Below are 19,416 nucleotides of genomic sequence, written 5' to 3' on the forward strand. Positions count from 1 at the left end.
ATGCAGGACGCACTCGTCGCCGTCCTCATGGGACTGCCGATGACGCTGCTCGTGACGGCCCTGGCCTTCGTGATCGGCGCGATCGGCGGCATCCCGATCATGCTCGGCCTGCGGTCGAAGTGGGCGCCGCTGCGCGCGACCATCCGCTTCGTCGTCGACCTGATCCGCGGCATCCCGCCGATCGTGTGGCTGTTCCTCATCTACTTCGGGGTGCAGATCGGCTCGATCCGGCTCGACTCGCTCACTGCCGCGGTGATCGGTCTCGGGATCATCTCGAGCGCATACCTCGCCGAGATCTACCGCGGCGGCTTCACGACGCTGCCGCGAGGTCAGAGCGAAGCCGCCGCGGCGCTCGGCCTCGGCACCCGCACCACATTCGGCAGGATCCTCGCGCCGCAGGCGCTGCGCACGGCGCTCCCGTCGATCACCACATTCCTGCTGTCGCTGCTGAAGGACTCCTCGATCGCCTCGACGATCGGCGTGGCCGACATGGTCTTCGCGGCGAACATGTTCGCCCGGCAGAATCCCGCGACCGCCGGCATCCTGCCGTTCTTCATCGCCGCGGCGGTGTACCTGATCGTCAGCATTCCGATCGCGATCGCGGCGCGACGACTCGACACGCGACTGAGGAAGGCGCAGTGATGGACATCGTCGAATACCTCCCGCGACTGCTGCAAGGACTCGTCGTAAGCCTGCAGCTCACGGTGCTCTCCGTCGTCTTCGGCTACGCGATCGGCCTCGTCTTCGCGCTGGGAGTGAGCTCCGTGCGGCCGTGGCTGCGCTGGCCCGCGCTCATCGTCGTCGAGATCGGCCGCGGCATCCCCGCCCTCGTCGTGCTGTACATCGTGTACTTCGGGCTCCCGGCCCTCGGCATCCTGTTCGAGAACTTCTGGGCCGCCGTGATCGGCCTGACGTTCTCGGCGGCCGCGTACTCGTCCGAGATGATCCGCGCGGGCATCCAGTCCGTGCCGCGCGGGCAGACCGAGGCGTCGTCGGCGCTGGGCCTGCCGCGCTCCACGTCGTTCACGCGCATCGTGCTGCCGCAAGGGCTGAGATCGGCGATCCCGGCGCTCATGGGTCTCGCGATCATGTCGTTCCAGGCGACGTCGCTGGCCTACTCCATCTCGGTCAACGAGCTGATGAGCCAGGCGTACCAGATCAGCAACATCACCTTCGAGTACCTCGCCGTCTACTCCGTCACCGGCCTGATCTACGCCGCGATCGCGGTTCCGGCCACGTGGCTCTCCGTGGGCGTGGAACGCCGGCTGTCGCGCGGACACGCCTGAGACGCCGATTCACGGATGCTGCACCCCGCCGATCGGGCGGGGTGCAGCATCCGTCTTCCCGCCGGGAAGGAACCATAGGAGAAACCTTTATCTGTCATCAGATAGTGAGCCTTTCCCTCTGGATCAAGCGCTCATAACGTCATTCTCAAGCTTCGAAAACCCACTCCGAACGAAGGACACGACATGACCCGCTACGCGGTTATCGGTGCCGGCGCCGCCGGCATCTCGGCCCTGCAGCAGCTGCGACAGGCCGGGTACGACGCCGACTGCTACGAGAAGACGGACCGGGTCGGCGGCCACTGGCACACCGACTACGACGCGCTGCACCTCATCACCTCGCGCGACATGACGCACTTCGAGGACTTCCCGATGCCGGCGGACTACCCGCACTTCCCGCGCCGCGACCAGGTGCGCGAATACATCGAGTCGTACGCCCGGCACCACGGCCTCTACGACGTGATCCGCTTCAACACCGCCGTGACGTCGGTCCAGCCGATCTCCACCGACGGCCCCGTCGGATCGGCGGGCTGGACCGTGACCCTCGGCACCGGCGAGCGCATCGACTACGACGGCGTGCTCGTGGGCAACGGCCACCTGTGGGACCAGAAGACCCCGCCGGTCGCCGCCGACTTCACCGGGAAGCAGGTGCACTCCGGCTCGTACCGCAACACCGGCGACATCGACGGCACGCGCGTGCTCGTCGTGGGGGCTGGCAACTCGGGCTGCGACCTGGCCGTCGACGCCGCGCAGCACCGCTACGAGGTGGACATCGTGATCCGCGAGGGCACGTACTTCCAGCCGAAGTCGTACTTCGGCGTGCCGCGACAGGAGGTCGCGTGGCTGGCGGAGTTCTCGCCCGACGAGCAGGATCTCATCTCGCGCCTGCTGGCTCGCGTCTCGATCGGCGAGGCCAAGGACTACCCGGGCCTTCCCGTGCCGAAGCACCGCACCCTCGCGGAGGGCAGCACCGTGGTCAACAGCCTTCTTCTCTATTGGCTCCAGCACGGTCGCGTCACGGTCCGGCCCGGCATCGAGCGGATCGCGGGCACCACTGTGCACTTCACCGACAGCACGGCGCGCGAGTACGACACGATCCTGTGGGCCACCGGCTTCCACTCGAGCCTGCCGTTCCTCGCCGACGAGCTCGTCGAGCGCCGTCACGGCGCACCGCTGCGCTACGCCGGCGGCGTCGTGCCCAAGGGCCTCGAGAAGCTCTACTACATCGGCATGGCGGCCCCGCGCGGTCCGCAGATCCCGGTCTACGGCGTGCAGGCGAAACTCGCGATCCGGATGATCGAGCTCCACGAGGCGGCCGACGGCGGCTTCGCGGGCGTCGCAGGCTACCTCGGCGGGCTGCAGGACGAGGAGCACCGCATCGACATCGTGCGCGCGATCTGGAACGACCAGATGGCCGACACCGAGCGCCTGCTCGACGCCTTCACGGCCGCCCGCGAGACCGAGGCGCGCGACGCCCGCGAGAGCGATCCGGTGCCCGAGGCGGTGGCGTGATGGAGCCTCACGACGCGTCGGTGATCGAGGAGCAGTGGGTCCCGATCACCGAGGCGGTCGTCGTCCTCGGCTACGACTGACCGCCGCCTCGCCCGGCCGACCGACCAGATCGACACGAAGAAGGGAACTGCAATGACGCTCACCGCCCCCATCCCGATCATCACCCCGCCGCTCGCCTCGGCCCGGCGCCAGCTCTCGGACGCCGCCGCGTACCTCGAGCTCGACCACGGCCTCTACGAGATGCTCTCCCGGCCGCGCCGTGAGATGACCGTCAGCGTGCCGCTGCGTCGCGACGACGGGTCGATCGCGCTGTACACGGGCCACCGCGTGCAGCACAACCTGTCGCGCGGCCCCGCCAAGGGCGGCATCCGCTTCAGCCCGGGCGTCGACCTCGACGAGGTGCGCGCCCTGGCGATGTGGATGACGTGGAAATGCGCCCTGGTCGACATCCCCTACGGCGGGGCGAAGGGCGGCGTCACGATCGACCCGCGCTCGCACTCGCGGGCCGAGCTCGAGCGCGTGACCCGCCGCTACGCCAGCGAGCTGGGCGAGTTCATCGGCCCTGAGCGCGATATCCCGGCGCCCGACATCGGCACGGACGAGCAGACCATGGCGTGGATCATGGACACCGTCTCGACCGGCCGAGGGGTCACGCTCCCCGGCACCGTCACCGGCAAGCCGCTGGCACTCGGGGGCTCGCTCGGGCGCGCCGACGCCACGTCTGTGGGCGTGACGGTCGTCGCGCTCGAGGCGCTGAGCGCCTACGGGCTGCTGCCGTACCGGCCGACGGCCGCGGTGCAGGGCTTCGGCAAGGTCGGCGCCGGCGCGGCACGCCTGCTCGCAGCATCCGGTGTCCGCGTCGTCGCGGTGAGCGACCAGTACGGCGCCGTCCATGCCGACGACGGACTCGACATCGATGCGCTCGAGGCGCACGTCGCGGCGTCCGGCTCGGTTGTCGGCTTCGCCGGGGGCGAGCCCATCGACGGTGCGGAGCTGCTCGAGCTGCGCGTCGACGTGCTCGCGCCATGCGCGATCGAAGGCGTGCTGCACGCGGGCAACGCGCACCGCGTGCAGGCGCGGATCGTCGTCGAGGGGGCGAACGGACCGACGACGCCCGAGGCCGACGAGGTGCTCCGCGAGCGCGGCGTCGTCGTGGTTCCCGACATCCTCGCGAACTCTGGTGGCGTCATCGTCAGCTACTTCGAGTGGGCGCAGGCGAACCAGGCCTACCGCTGGACCAGCCGCGAAGTCGAGGAGCGGCTCCGGGAACGGATGTCGGACAGCTGGGCCCGTGTGCATGCCGAGGCGCAGCGCACCGGGCGCTCGCTGCGCGAGACGGCGACGGTGATCGCCGTGGAACGTGTCGCCGACGCCCACCGCCTGCGCGGCCTCTACCCCTGAATCGAAGGAAACCGATGACTCCCTCTCACACCGCGCACGCGCTGAAGCTCATCGACTCGGAGCTCGGCGCTGTCACCGAGACGCTTGCGACCGAACGCGCCGACGAGATCGCCGAGCTCGCGGCGGTCCTCCGCGACGCTCGCCGCGTCTTCGTGCTCGGCCTCGGCCGCTCGGGCCTCGCCCTGCAGATGACCGGCATGCGACTCATGCACGTCGGCCTCACCGTGCACATCGTGGGCGATGCCACCACCCCAGCGATCGAAGGCGGCGATGTGCTGCTCGTCGCCAGCGGCTCCGGCACCACGGGCGGCATCGTGCGCGCCGCCGAGAATGCCGTCAAGGCCGGCGCACATGTCGTATCGATCACGGCGAATCCGGCGTCGCCACTCGCGACAGCCTCCGTCGCGACGGTGATCGTGCCGGCTGCGGGCAAGCTCGACCGTTCGGGCGCGAAGTCCGCGCAGTACGCGGGGAGCCTGTTCGAGCAATCCGTCGTGGTCGTCGGCGACGCCGTCTTCCACACGCTGTGGCTTGCCTCAGGCGCCACGGCCGACGACCTGTGGCCCCGCCACGCCAACCTCGAATGACCGCAGCACACGAAAGGAACCCTATGAAGCTGCAGTTCGCCATCGACACCCTGTCGACGGAGCACGCCCTCGAACTCGCCGCGGCCGCCGCGCCGCACGTCGACATCCTCGAGCTCGGCACGCCGCTCATCAAGAGCGAGGGCCTGTCGGCGATCACCGCCATCAAGGAGGCGCACCCCGACAAGGTCGTGTTCGCCGACCTGAAGACGATGGATGCCGGGGAGCTCGAGGCAGACATCGCCTTCGGCGCCGGCGCCGACCTGGTCACCGTCCTCGGCTCGGCCGACGACAGCACCATCGCCGGCGCCGTCAAGGCGGCGAAGAAGCACGGCAAGGGCGTCGTCGTCGACCTCATCGGCGTGCCCGACAAGCCGGCGCGCGCCAGGGAGGTCGTCCGGCTCGGCGCCGAGTTCGTCGAGATGCACGCCGGCCTCGACGAGCAGGCCCAGGAGGGGTACTCGCTCGACAGCCTGCTGCGCGACGGCGAGGCCGCGGGCGTGCCCTTCTCCGTCGCCGGCGGCGTCAACGCACTGAGCATCGCCTCCGTGCAAGCGTCGGGCGCGCGCATCGCCGTCGCCGGCAGCGCCATCTACAGCGCAGACGACGTCGAGGAAGCCGCCGCTCGCCTGCGTGCGGCGATCGTCTGAGCGACGGACGGGATGTCCCCCTCGCGGTCCCTGCCGCGAGGGGGACGCGCGTGTTCGAGGATCGTCGCCGCGCATAGCAGTCCGATCGGATCGGCGCCACCGGGTCGGTCGCATGCCGAGGCCCGCGTATCGTCCCGCGCATGGATGCCCGAACCCCAGTGCCCGCGCCCACAGACGAGATGACTGCCGGAGAGAAGCGGCTCCGTCCAGGCGATCCGTTCGAAGAGCCCAGGAGGGCCGCCTCGTGAGGGCGCTCACGTGGCAGGGGCGGCGCAACGTGAGCGTCGAGACGGTGCCGGACCCGGTCATCCAGCAGCCGACCGACGCGATCGTCCGGATCACCTCGACTGCGATCTGCGGTTCGGATCTTCACCTCTACGAACTGTTCGGCCCGTTCATCGATCCGGGCGATGTCCTCGGGCACGAGCCGATGGGCGAGGTCGTGGAGATCGGATCGGATGTCGCCACCCTGGCCGTCGGGGACCGCATCGTGGTTCCCTTCAACATCGCCTGCGGGCAGTGCTTCATGTGCCGCAACGGACTCCAGTCGCAATGTGAGACGACACAGGTGCGCGAGTACGGCAGTGGCGCGTCGCTCTTCGGCTACACGAAGCTGTACGGACAGGTGCCGGGAGGTCAGGCGGAGTATCTGCGCGTGCCGCTCGCCGACCACAACAGCGTGCGAGTCGGCGACGAACTGCCCGACGAGCGGTACCTGTTCCTGAGCGACATCCTTCCCACCGCGTGGCAGGGCGTCGAGTACGCGTCTGTTCCGGAGGGTGGCACGCTCGTCGTCATGGGGCTCGGCCCTGTGGGCCAGTTCGCCGCACGCGTCGGCGTGCACCGGGGATATCGTGTGCTGGCGGTCGACCCGGTCGTGGAGCGCCGCGAGATGGCCGAGCGCCATGGGATCCAGTCGTTCGACCTCACGGACACCGTCGTCGACGAGTTGCGCGATCTCACCGACGGTCGCGGTGCCGACGCAGTGGTCGACGCCGTCGGGCTGGAAGCGCACGGCAACCCGGGGGTGAAGTTCGCGCACGACGCGATCGGCCTGCTCCCGGACGCCGCGGCACGCGCTCTCATGGAGAAGGCCGGCATGGATCGCCTGGCCGCCCTGCACGCGTCGATCGACGTCGTCCGGCGCGGTGGAACCGTATCGCTCAGTGGTGTCTACGCAGGAGACGCCGACATCCTCCCGATGAAGACCATGTTCGACAAGCAGATCTCGCTGAGGATGGGCCAATGCAACGTCAAGCGGTGGACGGACCAGCTCCTGCCGCTCGTGGAGGATCCGAGTGATCCCTTCGGAGTGATGGATCTGGTGACGCACACGGCGTCGCTCGAGGAGGCGCCCGAGCTCTACGAGACGTTCCAGAAGAAGGCCGACGGCTGTATCAAGGTCGTGCTGCGGCCGGGAGCGTGAGACGACGTGGGACGCCGGAGGATCGATGACTCGCTCGGGCTGCTGACCCGGGGCTACGGCTTCGGCGAGGACATCTGGCGTCGAGTGGAACCCGGCGCGCGCGTCGCACCCGTTCGGCTTCTCGGCGAGAAGGCGATGCTGGTTCGCGGCGCGGAGGGTGTCGCGCTGTTCTATGACCCGGCGCGCATCGCGCGGCACGGTGCGATGCCTGCGATCGTTCAGGAGACGCTGTTCGGGCGCGGTTCCGTGCACAGCCTCGACGGCGATGAGCACCGACACCGCAAGGCGACGTTCGTCGATGTGGCGTACGAGGACGCGCAGGTGGAACGTCTCGTGCCGCCGCTCGAGCGGGAGTGGCGCCGCGAGCTGGACGACTGGGTCGAGGGTGGGCGCCGCAGCGCGTACGACGCGGCGGTGGGCGCGTTCGGCCGGGCGATCATGCAGTGGGCCGGTCTGCCGGGCACACGCGACGCGCAGACCCGATGGGCGCGGCGCCTCGCGCAGATCGTCGACGGATTCGGAGCGCCGTACTCGCCCGCGTTCCCGCTCGCGATGATGAACCGCTGGTGGTCGGACCGGAACGCACAGCAGCTCATCGATGCCACCCGCTCGGGCGCACTCGCGCCGCGTGAGGGAACGGCGCTGTTCGCCTGGGCCTGGCATCGCGCAGAGGACGGCGAGCTTCTGCCGTCGCGAGTAGCCGGTGTGGAGCTGCAGAACAGCATGAGGCCGATGATCGCCGTCGCGCGGTTCGTCGCGTTCGCGGCGAAGGAGCTTCACGATCGCCCCGTGTGGCGGGAGCGCATCGCGACCGAGACCGCCGAGCGCGGTCTCCGAGCCGGTGGACCGATCGCCACGATGTTCGCGCAGGAGGTTCGCCGCACCGCACCGTTCGTGCCGCTGCTGCCGGGGTGGGCGCTCAGAGACATCGAGATGGACGCTGTGACAGTGCCGAAAGGGGGACGCGTGGTTCTCGACATCCTCGGCACCGACCTCGACCACCGATCGTGGGACCACGCGGTGCAGTTCGACCCGGAGCGGTTCCGCGGCGTGGCGGACTACGAAGCGCTGACGGCGTTCATCCCGCACGGCGGAGCCGAAGTGCGCACGGGCCACCGCTGCCCCGGCGAGAAGCTCGCGATCGCCGGACTCGCGACGGCGATCACCGTGCTCAGCGACCCCCGGATCTCGATCTCGGGCGTCGGGCTGCGGGTGAACCACCGACGTCTGCCCACCAAGCCGCTGTCGGGCGGGCGCATCCGAGCAGCGCGATCACCGGAGGGGTGTCCGTTCCACAGGGGTTAGAGCGCCGTCGCTCCATGGGGTCATCGGATGCCGGCGGAGCGACCGGGCGGACCGCCGCAGGGCGCGTCAGGCGATGCGCGCGAGGTCGGGCGAGGTCACCTCGTCGGCGAGGTCGCCGGTGCGCACGAATCGCTCCACTTCGTCGACGACGTGGCGGCCGAGCCGGCGCAGCTCGTTGCCGATCGATCCCGCGATGTGGGGCGTGAGCGTCGCGCCCGGCAGGGAGAACAGCGGATGCCCCGGCGGCAGCGGTTCGGGATCGGTGACGTCGAGCACCGCCCGCAGCCGATCGGCGGCGAGCTCGGCGACGAGCGCGTCGGTGTCGACGAGGGATCCGCGCGCCGTGTTGATGAGCGTTGCGCCGTCGGCCATCAGCGCCAGCTCGTCGCGGCCGATCATGCGGTAGGTCTCGGGGAGCGCGGGCGCGTGGACGGTGACGACCTGCGAGCGCGCGAGCAGCTCGGGCAGGGTCAAGAGCTGCGCGCCGAGCGCGGCGGCCTGATCGGCGTCGAGCGACGGGTCGAACACGACGCAGCGGATGTCGAAGGGACGCAGCAGCTCGATCACCCGCCGTCCGATGCGGGAAGCGCCCACGACCCCGACCGTGATGCCGAACGCACCGACTCCGCCGCGCGGGCGGGCGGCGAGCATGTCGTGGGTCCTCGCGTAGTCGCGCGCTGAGCGCAGCACATCGCCGGCGCTCAGCAGAATCGTCGCGAGGGTGTACTCGGCGACCGGGACCGCGTTCGCGCCGGCGGCGCTGGAGACACGGATGCCGCGTTCCCACACGGCTGCGGTCACCAGGCGCTTGACCGATCCCGCGGAGTGGACCACCGCGCGCAGCCGTGGCCAGTGGGCGAGCGTCCGCTCGTCGAGCGAGGGCGCGCCCCAGCCTGTGATGAGGATCTCGGTGTCGGCCGTCGACGGCGGCACGCCCAGCAGGTCCGGGGTCAGGACGAGATCGTCGAGCCGCACGAACCGCTCGAGGTCGGCGCGCGCGGCGGCACCGAACAGGTCCGACACGAGCTGGGGCGATTCCATCGCGAAGAGCGCCTTCGGGCGCTGGGCGCTCATGAGCGCCCCCCGCCGGTCGGCACCACGTCGACGACGCCGTCGCTCCACCGCACCACGATCCGGCCGGAGCCGACCTCGATGGCCGGCACCGCGTCCAGGTCGAGCGTGTGCCCCGCGCCGATCGCGACCAGCGCGGCGACTACGTCGCCCTCGGCCACCGGGGTGGCACCCGCCGCCCAGGGTGTCGCCGAGCCTGCGCCGAACGGATCGCCGCCCGAACGGTGCGCGATCCCGGGGACCGGCAGCCCCCGCACGCCAATCACCGCCGTTGCCACGCCGTCGTCGCGGGTCGCGGTGGTGGGGGCGGTCGCGCGCCACCGCCCGGGTTCGACGGGCAGCGCCCACCCGCCGATGCGGAAGCGCCACGGGCCGGCGTCCTCGGGCCACGCGGAATCGAGGTCATCGGCGGCGGACGGGTGCGCGACCTGCGGTGCGGCATCCCACCAGGCCAGTCGCAGCTCCTCCACACCGTGCACGACCGACGCCACGGTCACTTGGGGCCCGCGCCGCAGCGCCGCCCACCCCGTGACGTCGGCCGTGCTCCCCGTTCCGGGGGTGTCGAGCCAATGCACCCGCGACCGCGACACCGCGACGCGGTCGTCCAGGTGCACCCGCTCGATGCGGTCGCGGTGGGACGGTGCACCAGTACCGTCCAGCAGCGCGACGTGAGACTCGAAGGGCTTGGCGATCCCGCCCGCCGAGAGGTCAGGGGAGGACGCCGTCGAATAGCCGACCCGGTGATAGAAGGGGTTGTCGGCGCGGACTCCGCCTGCAGGCCCGCGGAATCCGTCGGAGCCGTGGTTGAGCACGCGCACGATGCCGTCGACCTCGGACCGCACCACGAGCCAGCCGGGCGCGATCAGCAGCCGCGTGCGCACGGGCGCCTCCTCGACGGGCGCCGGCTGCGCCGACCATTCGGGGTGGTCCTCGGCAAGCAGCAGACCCATCAGCCCCTTGCTCGCCCAGTATGTCGACGACGAGCCCGTGTACGCCTGCCGGATCGAGCGGTACTCGCGGTGCCAGCCGATCGACAGCAGGCCTCGTTCGTCGATCGCGCCCGCGTCGAGGAAGTGGTCTAGCACGCCGTCCGCGAGTGCCCGCGTGCCACCCGTCGGCAGCGGGGTCTCGCCGGCCAACGCCCCGGCCCAGAAAGGCGCGAGCGTTGCGAAGCGGTACGTGAGCGAGCGCCCCTGGAAGAGCGGTGCGCCTGCGGCGCCGACGAGGTCGCGCGCCTGACCGAGGAAGGAGCGGAGGCGGTCGCGGTGCACCGGCGCGAGCTCGGCGCCGAGGATGCGGGCGTGCAGCAGCGGGTAGACGTGCCATGCCCAGCCGGCGTAGTGGTCGAAGTTCTGGCGCGATCCGTCGGGCCCCGCACCGTCGGAGTACCAGCCGTCGCCGAGGTACAGGCCCTCCTGGATCTCGGTGTTGCGGTCGAGGTCGTCCTGGCTCCACGGACCGCCCACCGACTGCAGGAAGGTCTCGATCACGGTCTGGAACCACGTCCAGTTGTTCGTGTAGCCGCTCGTTCCGACCACCCCCGCCAGCCACGCGATCGTGCGCTCCTGCACGGCGGGATCGAGGCGGTCCCAGAGCCATGGACGCGTCTCGGACAGCAGGATCGCGACCGAGGCCGCCTCGGGGACGGCCTGACGACGCTCGGCGACGGTGGGCCATCGCTCCGCGTGGGACGGGTCCGTTCCCGCGGCGAGCCCGCGGGAGAAGCGCTCGAGCACGCCGGCGGGGTCGTCGCCGCCTGCGCCGCCGACCCGGAAGGCCGCGAGCAGACCGGTGCGCGCGAATCCCTCCAGCCCGTCGCTCCAGCGTCCCGACGCGCTCGCCGGGCCCGGCAGCACGACGAGAGAGCCGCTCGGGGACGCGAACGGCGCCGTGGCCCCCAGCAGTCGGTCCGCGAGGCTCTGCCAGCGGTCCCGTGCTGTCGTCTTCGCCACTTCGGCTTCCCCGTACGTCATCGTCACGCGTCGATCGTGCATTACGATCCTGTAGCCATCGGCCCTTTCGGACAATTCCGATCATCGATCGGTCAAACCGGATCAGACTGCGACGAACGGACTTCGCAACACATGACTGGACAGAACTCACTGCCGAGGACGCGTCACGAACACCTGCTGCGCCAGGTCGAGCTGCACGGAAGCGTGAGCGCCGCGGACGTCGCGACGCAGCTCGGCGTCTCACAGGTGACGGTGCGCCGCGACATCGTGGAGCTCGAGAAGGCGGGCAAGCTCGCGCGCGTCCACGGCGGCGCGATCGCCGTCGGCGCCCCCGCCGTCCCGCAGGCGGCGCGCACCAACGTCGGCGTCGTCGTCCCCGGATCGGTCAGCCATTACCCGCAGATCGTGCGGGGGATGGATGCCGCGTCCCACGGCGTGCGCACACGTGTGGTGCTGGCGACCTCGCAGTACCGCGAGGACCTCGAGCAGCGCCAGGTCGAGCGGCTGATCGAGATCGGCGTGGCCGGGATCGTTTTCGCGCCGACGATGCGCAACCGCACCGAGGCGGAACTCGCGGAGTGGGTGCGGACGATCCCGGTGCCGGTGGTGTTCCTGGAGCGGCGCCTGGAATCCACGGCCCTAGCCGCGTACGACAGCGCCCGCACCGACCACGAGCGCGGTGCCGAGCTCGCCGTCGAGCACCTGGCGCGACTGGGGCACGCCTCGGTCGGCCTCGCGCTGTTCGATCGCACCCCTACGGCGCCGCTCGTCCGCGTCGGCCACCGTGCCGCCGTGGCGCGGCTCGGCCTCGCGGAGGCTCCGTCCGTCGCGCTCCCGAAGGGCGGCGACGGCGAGGGCGACCCGCTCGATGACGCACTGATCGCCTTCCTCGAGGCCTGCCGCGACGCGGGCACGGACGCCGCGCTCGTGCACACCGACGTGCATGCCGCCCGGCTCGTCGAGCTCGCCATGGACCGCGGCATCCGTGTTCCCGACGATCTCGCCGTCGTGGCGTTCGACGACGACACCGCGGGGCTCGCGATGGTACCGCTCACGAGTGTGACCCCTCCGGGACGCGACCTGGGGCACGAGGCGATGCGCATCCTGACCGAGCGCATCGCGGCGCCCGACAGCGCGGCGCGGCACATCACCATGCTGCCGCGGCTGACGGTCCGCGAGTCCTGCGGCGGAGAGTCGTGATCGCTTTTGTCCGCTTGCTCACGACCGGTCGAGCCCCGACCTACATTGTCTCTGCACGGCCCCCGGTGCGATCGCCGGGTGAGCGACGAGAGGCAACGAGCAAGGAGGCTCCGATGACATCCCGAGCATTCACCAACGCCACGGCACGGCGAGGCGCACTCACCGCGGGGGCCGTCCTCGCGGTCGGCGCGCTGACGCTCCTCACCGGCTGCGCCGGCGGCGGCACCGAACCCGCCTCGACCGCGGATCCCGACGAGGAGGCCACGCTGAACTTCGCGTGGTGGGGCGACGCGAGCCGTGCCGAGCGCTACGAGGCGGCGATCGACCTGTTCGAGGAGGAGCACCCGAACATCACGATCCAGACCAGCTACGCGAGCTTCGGCGACTACTGGACGTCGCGCAACACCGAGGCGGCGAGCCGGACGCTCCCCGATGTGTTCCAGATGGACCTCGCCTACCTCGCGGAGTACGGCGGGTTCGGGCACGTTCTGGCGCTGGACGACTACCTCGGCGACGCCATCGCCACCGACGCCATCGAGCCGTCGCTCGTGCAGGCCGGCGCCGTCGACGAGAAGATCTTCGGCCTCGCCTCGTCGAGCAGCACGCTGGCGACCCTCTACAACGGCCCGCTCCTCGAGCAGCTGGGCGTCGACGTCCCCGAGGGCCCGCTCACGTGGGACGAATACGATGACCTCCTCGCCGACGTGTCCGAGGCGGGCGCGACAGGCAGCCCTGTCGTGTACGGCTCGCTCGACTACACGCAGTACTTCTGGCTCTTCCAGATCTGGCTCGGCCAGCAGGGCCTGTCGCTCATCGACGACGGCGAGCTCGGCTTCGAGAAGAGCGACCTCGCCGACTGGTGGTCGCGCAGCGCCGCCATCCAGGAGTCCGGCGCGGTCATGCCCGCAGAGCGCCAGGCGCAGCTCGAGGGCGTCGACGCTCTCGGCGCCGGTGAGATCGCCTCCGACATCAGCTGGGCGAACTTCCTGGCGCGCTTCAGCGAAGGGCCCGCGAACCCCGAGCTGTCGCTCGCGATCCCGCCGTACGACGACGAGGACAACACGGGCATGTTCCTCAAGCCCGGCCTGATGCTCTCGATCGGCGCCAACAGCGAGCACCCCGCGCAGGCGGCGACCTTCATCGACTTCCTCGTGAACGACCCCGAGGTGGGGGCCATCTTCGGAATGTCGCGCGGCGTGCCGGCGTCGGCGACCGCGGCTGAGGGCATCGAGGCGAACGAGCTCGACGAGAAGATCCTCGCCTACCAGGAGTCCGTCGCCGACAAACTCGACGGCCAGGCACCCCCGGCCGTACAGGGGCTCGGCACGCTCGAGCAGACCTTCGTGGCGATCAGCCAGGACGTCGCGTACGGGGCCGCCACGGCCGAAGAGGCAGCGGACCGCTGGTTCGCCGAGGCCGAGAACGCACTGAAGTGACCACCACGCGGGCGGTGTGCAGGGCTGCACGCCGCCCGCGGCTTTCGGAAGAGCAACCGTCATGACCGCCGAAACACTCGCTCCGCCGGCCCCGCCGGAGGTGCTGACCCCGACGCCGTCCCCACGCCGCGGCCGGCGTCGCTGGGAGGACATCCGTGCCGGATACGTCTTCCTCGCGCCCTGGCTGCTCGGCTTCCTCCTGCTCACCGCAGGGCCGATGGTCGCCTCCCTCTATCTCTCCTTCACCGACTACAACCTGTTCAGCCCGCCGCAGTGGGTGGGCTTCGACAATTACGTCCGGCTCTGGAGCGACCCCGACTACCTCCAGGCGTGGAGGGTCACCGCGGTCTACGTCCTCGTGGGCACGCCGCTCAAGCTGGCGGCTGCGCTCGGTGTGGCGCTGATCCTCAACGCGGCGTTCCGGGGGAGCGGGTTCTACCGCTCCGCCTTCTACCTGCCGTCACTGGTCGGAGCGTCCGTCTCGATCGCGGTGGTGTGGAAGGCCATGTTCATCGACGACGGGCCGGTCGACAGCATCCAGCAGTTCTTCGGGTTCCCCGCCGGCGGCTGGGTCGGCGATCCCGACAAGACCATGCCGATGCTGATCCTGCTCGCCGTGTGGCAGTTCGGCGCCCCGATGGTGATCTTCCTGGCCGGACTCAAGCAGGTTCCGCACGAGCTCTACGAAGCGGCATCCGTCGACGGCGCGGGCCCGATCCGCAAGTTCCGCGCCATCACGATCCCGATGCTGTCGCCGGTGATCTTCTTCAATCTGCTCCTCGAGACCATCAACGCCTTCCAGGTGTTCGCTTCCGCGTTCATCATCTCGGGCGGAACGGGCGGGCCCGCGCGGTCCACCCTCTTCTACACGCTGTACCTCTACTTCCGCGGCTTCCGCGACTTCCAGATGGGGTACGCCTCGGCCATGGCCTGGGTCCTCGTGCTCGTGATCGCCTTCATCACGGTGATCTTCTTCCGCAGCTCGAAGTTCTGGGTCCACTACGCAGGAGACGAAGGACGATGAGCGCAACGCAGCTGCTCGTGACCGCAGACCCCGGGAAGGGCACGCGCCGCGCCCGCACCCGGCGCCGCTGGACCGGCAAGGAGGTCGTGTTCCACGTCGTGGTGCTCGCGCTGCTCGTGGTGATCCTCTACCCCGTGGCATGGATGCTGCTGTCGACGTTCAAGCCTTCCGAGCAGATCGTCGGCAACGCCCAGCTCCTCCCGCGCGAGGTCACGTGGGCGAACTACGAGACGGCGCTGAGCGGCATCGGCGGGGTGTCGTTCTGGACGTTCTTCCAGAACTCGGCCATCCTCGCGGTGCTGTCGGTCATCGGCGTCGTGCTGTCGTCGGCCCTCGCCGCCTATGCGTTCGCCCGCATCGACTTCCCGGGCCGCACCGTGTACTTCGGCATCATGATCGCGACGCTCCTGCTGCCGTTCCACGTCGTGATCATCCCGCAGTACATCATGTTCAACGCGCTCGGCATGGTGAACACCTTCACCCCGCTGCTCTTGGGCAAGTTCCTCGCGACCGAGGCCTTCTTCGTGTTCCTCATGGTCCAGTTCATGCGCGGCCTGCCACGCGAGCTGGACGAGGCGGCCCGCATCGACGGCGCCGGTCACTACCGCACGTTCGGGTCGATCATGCTGCCCCTGCTCAAGCCGGCGCTGGTCACGAGCGCGATCTTCACGTTCATCTGGACGTGGAACGACTTCTTCGGCCCACTGCTCTACCTCAAGGATCCCGACCTTTACACGCTGCCGATCGCGCTGCGGCTGTTCGTCGACCAGAGCTCGTCGGCCGACTACGGCGGTCAGATGGCGATGGCAGTCCTTGCGCTCATCCCGGTGTTCCTCTTCTTCCTCATCTTCCAGCGCTACCTCGTCGACGGGGTCGCCACCCAGGGGCTGAAGGGCTGAGGCGATGACCGTGACCGAGAGAACCGCACGCCCCACTGCGGCGGGCGACACCGGAGGACGCCGCGGCTTGTCCGGCGAGACCCGGGGGAGAGCACCCGCGACCCGGCAGCCACCGCGCGGCGCCCAGCGCATCGCCCGTGTGCTGTCGAGCCGCGGTTTGGGCCTCTTCTCCGAGACGATCGTGGTGAGCCTTGCGGTGGCGGTGCTGGCGATCCCCGCCGTCACCGCGCTGCCGGCTTTCGCAGCGGGCGCCGCCCATTTCCGGCGGCACGTCGAGGGCGAGTCCGACTCGCTGCTCGAGCTCGGGCGCGACTTCCTGCGGGCGCTCAGGCACGGCTGGCTGTGGGGCGTGCTCACCGCGGCGGCGGTCGCCGCGATCGCGGCGACGCTCACCAGTCCGGCGATCCTCGGGATGCCGGGCGGCGGACTCTACCGCTGGGCCTCGGGAATCATCGGCGTCGGCATCGGGGTTGTGCTGCTCCGCGCGATCGCCCAGTGGCGGCCGGCGACGCCCTGGAGCGAGTTGCTCCGCGCGGCCGCGGACGAGTGCATGCGCGATGTGCCGGGGTCGTTCCTCCTCGTGCTGGCCCTGGGTATGAGCGGACTCGTGGTGTGGATGTTCGCCCCGATGGTCGTGCTCGTGCCCGGAATGCTCGTGCTCGCGGCGCGCGCGGTGGTCGCCCGCACACGCTGACGGCCCAGCGCGGACCCCGGCGCCGAGCGCCGGTCACACCCCCGGCCGGATCGTGGCCGGGGGCTTCGGCGTGCCCACGCTCATCGCCATGAAACCCAGATCGTGACCGCTTTTGTCCGGTTGTGCACGTCGGCGGCCGCGTCGTCTCTAAGGTCGGTGCCTGTCGGAGCCGAGGCGGCTCCGCAGGATTCGATGAGGAGTCACACACATGGACATCAGCCGTCGCGGACTGCTGCAATCGTCTTTCGCCGCCGGCGTCGCCACCGCGTTCACGCTCGCGTCGCCGAGCGCCGCCGGCGCCGTACCGGCCGTGCGCGACGCATTCGGGCGGATCGTGCCTGCCGAGCTCGGCGGGCACGGGCCCGTGGCGCTGCGCTGGCTCGAGGGGGGCGTGCCCTCGCAGCTGACCGCGGGGGCCACATGGGGCGTGCCGTGGCCGAAGGGCGCGCTCGCGCCCGACCAGTCCTTCACGCTCGTCGCCGAGAGCGGCGCGTCCGTCCCGGTGCAGACGTGGCCGACCGGCTGGTGGCCCGACGGATCGGTCAAGTGGACCGCGCACGCGGTCAGCGCGGCGGCCGAGCGGTCGACGACGTACTCGCTGCAGCCCGGCACGCCGGCTGCGCCTTCCGCGCCTGTGAAGGTCACCGAGAACCCCGGCAAGGTCGTCGTCGACACGGGCGTGGTGACGATCGAGTTCCCCCGCAACGGCAAGAGCATCGTCTCGGCCATCCGCCGCGGGAGCACCATCATCGCTGAGGAGGGCAGGCTCGTCGCGGGGCGTCAGAACGTGCCCGACACCGACGCCGGCGACAAGATCGACAACGAGTGGTTCCAAAGCGACGTCGGCGAAGTCGTCGTCGAGCAGTCGGGCCCCGTGCGCGCGGTCATCCGCGTGAAGGGGACCCACACGAAGGGCAAGCGGTCGTGGCTGCCGTTCGACCTGCGCTTCTACCTGTACGCAGGCTCGGACGGCATCCGAGTCGTCCACTCCTTCGTCTTCGACGGCGACGAGAAGAAGGACTTCATCAACGGGCTCGGAATGCGCTTCACGGTCCCGCTCGCCGCGCAGCTGCACGACCGCCACGTGCGCCTCGCAGGCGCCGGTCAGGGCGTCCTGGGCGAAGCCGTGCGAGGCATCACGGGACAGCGGCGGGACCCCGGTGCCGCCGCGCGGAACGCGCAGGTCGCCGGCACCTGGACGCCGGATCCCGCCACGTGGGATCAGCGGGTCACCTCGCGGCTGCAGTGGATCCCCGCATTCGGCGATTACAGCCTCAGCCAGCTGACGGCCCACGGGTTCGAGATCCGCAAGCGCACCTCCGCCGGCCACTCGTGGATCCGCGCCGACGGCGGCACGCGCTCCCGCGGTCTCGCCTACGTCGGCACCCCCGGCGGTGGGCTCGCATTCGGCATGCGCAACTTCTGGCAGCTGCACCCGACCGAGCTCGAGATCACGGGTGCGGCGACGGATCGTGCGACCGCGACCGTGTGGATGTGGTCTCCGCGCGCCGAGGCGATGGACCTGCGGTTCTACCACGACGGCCTCGGCCAGGACACGTACGAGAAGCAGCTCGATGCGCTGGAGATCACCTACGAGGACTACGAGCCGGGCTTCGGCACGCCGTACGGCGTCGCACGCACGACGGAGCTGAGCTTCTGGGCGCTCGGCGCGACGCCGTCCGCCACCGACTTCAGTGCGATGGCGGATGCTGCGGCCACGCCACCGCTTCTGGTGAGCAGTCCGCAGCACAATCACTCCGCGGGCGTGTTCGGATCCTGGGCACCGGTCGATCGCTCCAACCTCGCGAAGACCACGATCGAGGACAAGCTCGCCTTCATGCACGCCTGGTACGTGCAGCAGGTGGACCAGCGCTCCTGGTACGGCTTCTGGGACTACGGCGACGTCATGCACGACTTCGACCGCGACCGGCACGTGTGGCGCTACGACGTGGGCGGCTACGCGTGGGACAACTCCGAGCTGAGCACCGACATGTGGCTGTGGTACCACTATCTCCGCACGGGCGATGCCGCCGCGTTCCGCTTCGCCGAGGCCATGACGCGGCACACCGGCGAGGTCGATGTGTACCACCTCGGCAAGTGGGCGGACCTCGGCACTCGTCACGGCATCATGCACTGGGGGGACAGCGCGAAGCAGCAGCGCATCAGCAACGCCGGCTACCGGCGGTTCTACTACTTCCTCACCGCCGACGAGCGCGTGGGCGACCTGATGCGCGACCTCGTCGATGCCGACAAGACGTTCCTCGTGCTCGACCCTTCGCGCAAGATCCGCACCGACGAGTACGACCCGCAGCCCGACGCGCTCAGCGTCTCGACCACGACCGACTGGGGCGCGCTGGCGCTCGCGTGGCTCGCGGAGTGGGAGCGCAACGGCGATCCGATCGCCCAGTCGAAGCTCGTCAACGGCGCCAGGACGATCGCCGCGATGCCGAACGGCTGGGCGCAGGGCGGCACTCCGCGCTACAACCTGGCGGACGGCACGTTCGGCGAGGAGACCGGGAAGACCGTGTCGGTCGGCTCGCTCGATTCGGTGTTCGGGCTCTTCGAGCTCATGACCGAGCTCATCGATCTCATCGACGACCCGAGGGTGACGGAGCAGTGGGTCACCTACTGCCGTCTCTACAACGGCACGTCCGCCGAGCAGGCGGCGGCGACCGGGGTCTCGTGGGGGAGCCAGAACCTGCGGCAGGCGTACTCGCGCGCGACGGCGTATGCGGCGCACCAGCTCGGCGACGTCACGCTCGCCAAGCGCGCGTGGCGGGAGTTCCGCACGGGGCACGCCGGTTACCCTGAGGGCCTCGCCTTCACGTCGACGCGGATCGAGGGGCCGACGGTGCTCAACCCCATCGACGACGCGCCGTTCGGAACGAACGCGAGCGCGCAGTACGGGCTCGCTGCCATCCAGTGCCTCGCGCTCGTCGGCGACCAGATCTGACGGGAACCGCTCGGCGGCAGGCGGAA

At 70.3% G+C, this 19,416-nt stretch carries 16 protein-coding genes; 14 read left to right on the forward strand and 2 right to left on the reverse strand.

Annotation, left to right across the window (positions count from 1 at the left end; all coding sequences use genetic code 11):
* The 8 genes from ACFQ7C_RS06540 to ACFQ7C_RS06575 all read left to right on the forward strand — a co-directional run bounded on the left by ACFQ7C_RS06540 (nt 1) and on the right by ACFQ7C_RS06575 (nt 8,161).
* Nucleotides 1-642, forward strand: coding sequence for an amino acid ABC transporter permease (locus ACFQ7C_RS06540; protein ID WP_378898698.1), 642 nt, complete (start codon nt 1-3; stop codon nt 640-642).
* Nucleotides 642-1,286, forward strand: coding sequence for an amino acid ABC transporter permease (locus ACFQ7C_RS06545; protein WP_378898699.1), 645 nt, complete (start codon nt 642-644; stop codon nt 1,284-1,286). The genes ACFQ7C_RS06540 and ACFQ7C_RS06545 overlap by 1 nt, the downstream gene beginning before the upstream one ends.
* A 183-nt stretch (nt 1,287-1,469) precedes the next feature.
* Nucleotides 1,470-2,795 carry a flavin-containing monooxygenase gene (locus tag ACFQ7C_RS06550; protein WP_378898700.1) on the forward strand — a complete coding sequence of 442 codons (1,326 nt, stop codon included), beginning with the start codon at nt 1,470-1,472 and terminating at the stop codon, nt 2,793-2,795.
* A 132-nt stretch (nt 2,796-2,927) separates the two neighbouring features.
* Complete coding sequence (locus ACFQ7C_RS06555) at nt 2,928-4,196, forward strand: Glu/Leu/Phe/Val dehydrogenase (RefSeq protein ID WP_378898701.1); 1,269 nt, start codon at nt 2,928-2,930, stop codon at nt 4,194-4,196.
* 14 nt (nt 4,197-4,210) lie between these two features.
* A complete protein-coding gene (hxlB, locus tag ACFQ7C_RS06560; RefSeq protein ID WP_378898702.1) occupies nt 4,211-4,783 on the forward strand; it encodes a 6-phospho-3-hexuloisomerase in 573 nt (190 codons plus the stop codon).
* 23 nt (nt 4,784-4,806) lie between these two features.
* Nucleotides 4,807-5,430: a 3-hexulose-6-phosphate synthase gene (gene hxlA / locus ACFQ7C_RS06565; protein ID WP_378898703.1), complete on the forward strand. Its 624-nt coding sequence runs from the start codon at nt 4,807-4,809 to the stop codon at nt 5,428-5,430.
* Nucleotides 5,431-5,674: 244 nt separating this feature from the next.
* Nucleotides 5,675-6,856 carry a zinc-dependent alcohol dehydrogenase gene (locus ACFQ7C_RS06570; RefSeq protein ID WP_378898704.1) on the forward strand — a complete coding sequence of 394 codons (1,182 nt, stop codon included), beginning with the start codon at nt 5,675-5,677 and terminating at the stop codon, nt 6,854-6,856.
* Between the two features lie 6 nt (nt 6,857-6,862).
* On the forward strand, nt 6,863-8,161 hold the full coding sequence (locus ACFQ7C_RS06575; protein WP_378898705.1) for a cytochrome P450: 1,299 nt from the start codon (nt 6,863-6,865) through the stop codon (nt 8,159-8,161).
* Between the two features lie 66 nt (nt 8,162-8,227).
* Here the strand turns inward: ACFQ7C_RS06575 and ACFQ7C_RS06580 are convergent, their stop codons facing one another.
* Both ACFQ7C_RS06580 and ACFQ7C_RS06585 read right to left on the reverse strand, forming a co-directional pair.
* The gene (locus tag ACFQ7C_RS06580) at nt 8,228-9,235 is read right to left on the reverse strand and encodes a hydroxyacid dehydrogenase (protein WP_378898706.1); all 1,008 of its coding nucleotides are present in this window, start codon (nt 9,233-9,235) and stop codon (nt 8,228-8,230) included.
* Nucleotides 9,232-11,226: a DUF2264 domain-containing protein gene (locus ACFQ7C_RS06585; RefSeq protein WP_378898707.1), complete on the reverse strand. Its 1,995-nt coding sequence runs from the start codon at nt 11,224-11,226 to the stop codon at nt 9,232-9,234. The genes ACFQ7C_RS06580 and ACFQ7C_RS06585 overlap by 4 nt, the downstream gene beginning before the upstream one ends.
* A 90-nt stretch (nt 11,227-11,316) precedes the next feature.
* On the opposite strand from ACFQ7C_RS06585, the gene ACFQ7C_RS06590 reads away from it, so the two are divergent.
* The 6 genes from ACFQ7C_RS06590 to ACFQ7C_RS06615 all read left to right on the forward strand — a co-directional run bounded on the left by ACFQ7C_RS06590 (nt 11,317) and on the right by ACFQ7C_RS06615 (nt 19,390).
* The gene (locus tag ACFQ7C_RS06590) at nt 11,317-12,384 is read left to right on the forward strand and encodes a substrate-binding domain-containing protein (protein ID WP_378898708.1); all 1,068 of its coding nucleotides are present in this window, start codon (nt 11,317-11,319) and stop codon (nt 12,382-12,384) included.
* Between the two features lie 113 nt (nt 12,385-12,497).
* Complete coding sequence (locus ACFQ7C_RS06595) at nt 12,498-13,820, forward strand: ABC transporter substrate-binding protein (RefSeq protein ID WP_378898709.1); 1,323 nt, start codon at nt 12,498-12,500, stop codon at nt 13,818-13,820.
* A gap of 61 nt (nt 13,821-13,881) precedes the next feature.
* Nucleotides 13,882-14,844, forward strand: coding sequence for a carbohydrate ABC transporter permease (locus ACFQ7C_RS06600; protein WP_378898710.1), 963 nt, complete (start codon nt 13,882-13,884; stop codon nt 14,842-14,844).
* Entirely contained in the window at nt 14,841-15,743 is a 903-nt protein-coding gene (locus ACFQ7C_RS06605; protein WP_378898711.1) for a carbohydrate ABC transporter permease, read from the forward strand. Before ACFQ7C_RS06600 ends, ACFQ7C_RS06605 begins: the two co-directional genes overlap by 4 nt.
* Before the next feature lie 10 nt (nt 15,744-15,753).
* Entirely contained in the window at nt 15,754-16,437 is a 684-nt protein-coding gene (locus ACFQ7C_RS06610; RefSeq protein WP_378898712.1) for a hypothetical protein, read from the forward strand.
* Between the two features lie 208 nt (nt 16,438-16,645).
* Nucleotides 16,646-19,390, forward strand: a complete 2,745-nt coding sequence (locus ACFQ7C_RS06615) for a Tat pathway signal sequence domain protein (RefSeq protein WP_378898713.1) — start codon at nt 16,646-16,648, stop codon at nt 19,388-19,390.
* The last annotated feature ends 26 nt before the right edge of the window (nt 19,391-19,416 follow it).

Origin of the sequence: Microbacterium sp. NPDC056569, assembly GCF_042793475.1 — a bacterium.
Classification (GTDB): domain Bacteria; phylum Actinomycetota; class Actinomycetes; order Actinomycetales; family Microbacteriaceae; genus Microbacterium.

Coding starts and splice junctions, on each gene's coding strand:
- ACFQ7C_RS06600 (WP_378898710.1), top strand. CDS start 13,882: ATGACCGCCGAAACACTCGCTCCGCCGGCCCCGCCGGAGGTGCTGACC.
- ACFQ7C_RS06550 (WP_378898700.1), top strand. CDS start 1,470: ATGACCCGCTACGCGGTTATCGGTGCCGGCGCCGCCGGCATCTCGGCC.
- ACFQ7C_RS06605 (WP_378898711.1), top strand. CDS start 14,841: ATGAGCGCAACGCAGCTGCTCGTGACCGCAGACCCCGGGAAGGGCACG.
- ACFQ7C_RS06590 (WP_378898708.1), top strand. CDS start 11,317: ATGACTGGACAGAACTCACTGCCGAGGACGCGTCACGAACACCTGCTG.
- hxlA (WP_378898703.1), top strand. CDS start 4,807: ATGAAGCTGCAGTTCGCCATCGACACCCTGTCGACGGAGCACGCCCTC.
- ACFQ7C_RS06595 (WP_378898709.1), top strand. CDS start 12,498: ATGACATCCCGAGCATTCACCAACGCCACGGCACGGCGAGGCGCACTC.
- ACFQ7C_RS06555 (WP_378898701.1), top strand. CDS start 2,928: ATGACGCTCACCGCCCCCATCCCGATCATCACCCCGCCGCTCGCCTCG.
- hxlB (WP_378898702.1), top strand. CDS start 4,211: ATGACTCCCTCTCACACCGCGCACGCGCTGAAGCTCATCGACTCGGAG.
- ACFQ7C_RS06585 (WP_378898707.1), bottom strand. CDS start 11,226: ATGCACGATCGACGCGTGACGATGACGTACGGGGAAGCCGAAGTGGCG.
- ACFQ7C_RS06615 (WP_378898713.1), top strand. CDS start 16,646: ATGGACATCAGCCGTCGCGGACTGCTGCAATCGTCTTTCGCCGCCGGC.
- ACFQ7C_RS06540 (WP_378898698.1), top strand. CDS start 1: ATGCAGGACGCACTCGTCGCCGTCCTCATGGGACTGCCGATGACGCTG.
- ACFQ7C_RS06545 (WP_378898699.1), top strand. CDS start 642: ATGGACATCGTCGAATACCTCCCGCGACTGCTGCAAGGACTCGTCGTA.
- ACFQ7C_RS06580 (WP_378898706.1), bottom strand. CDS start 9,235: ATGAGCGCCCAGCGCCCGAAGGCGCTCTTCGCGATGGAATCGCCCCAG.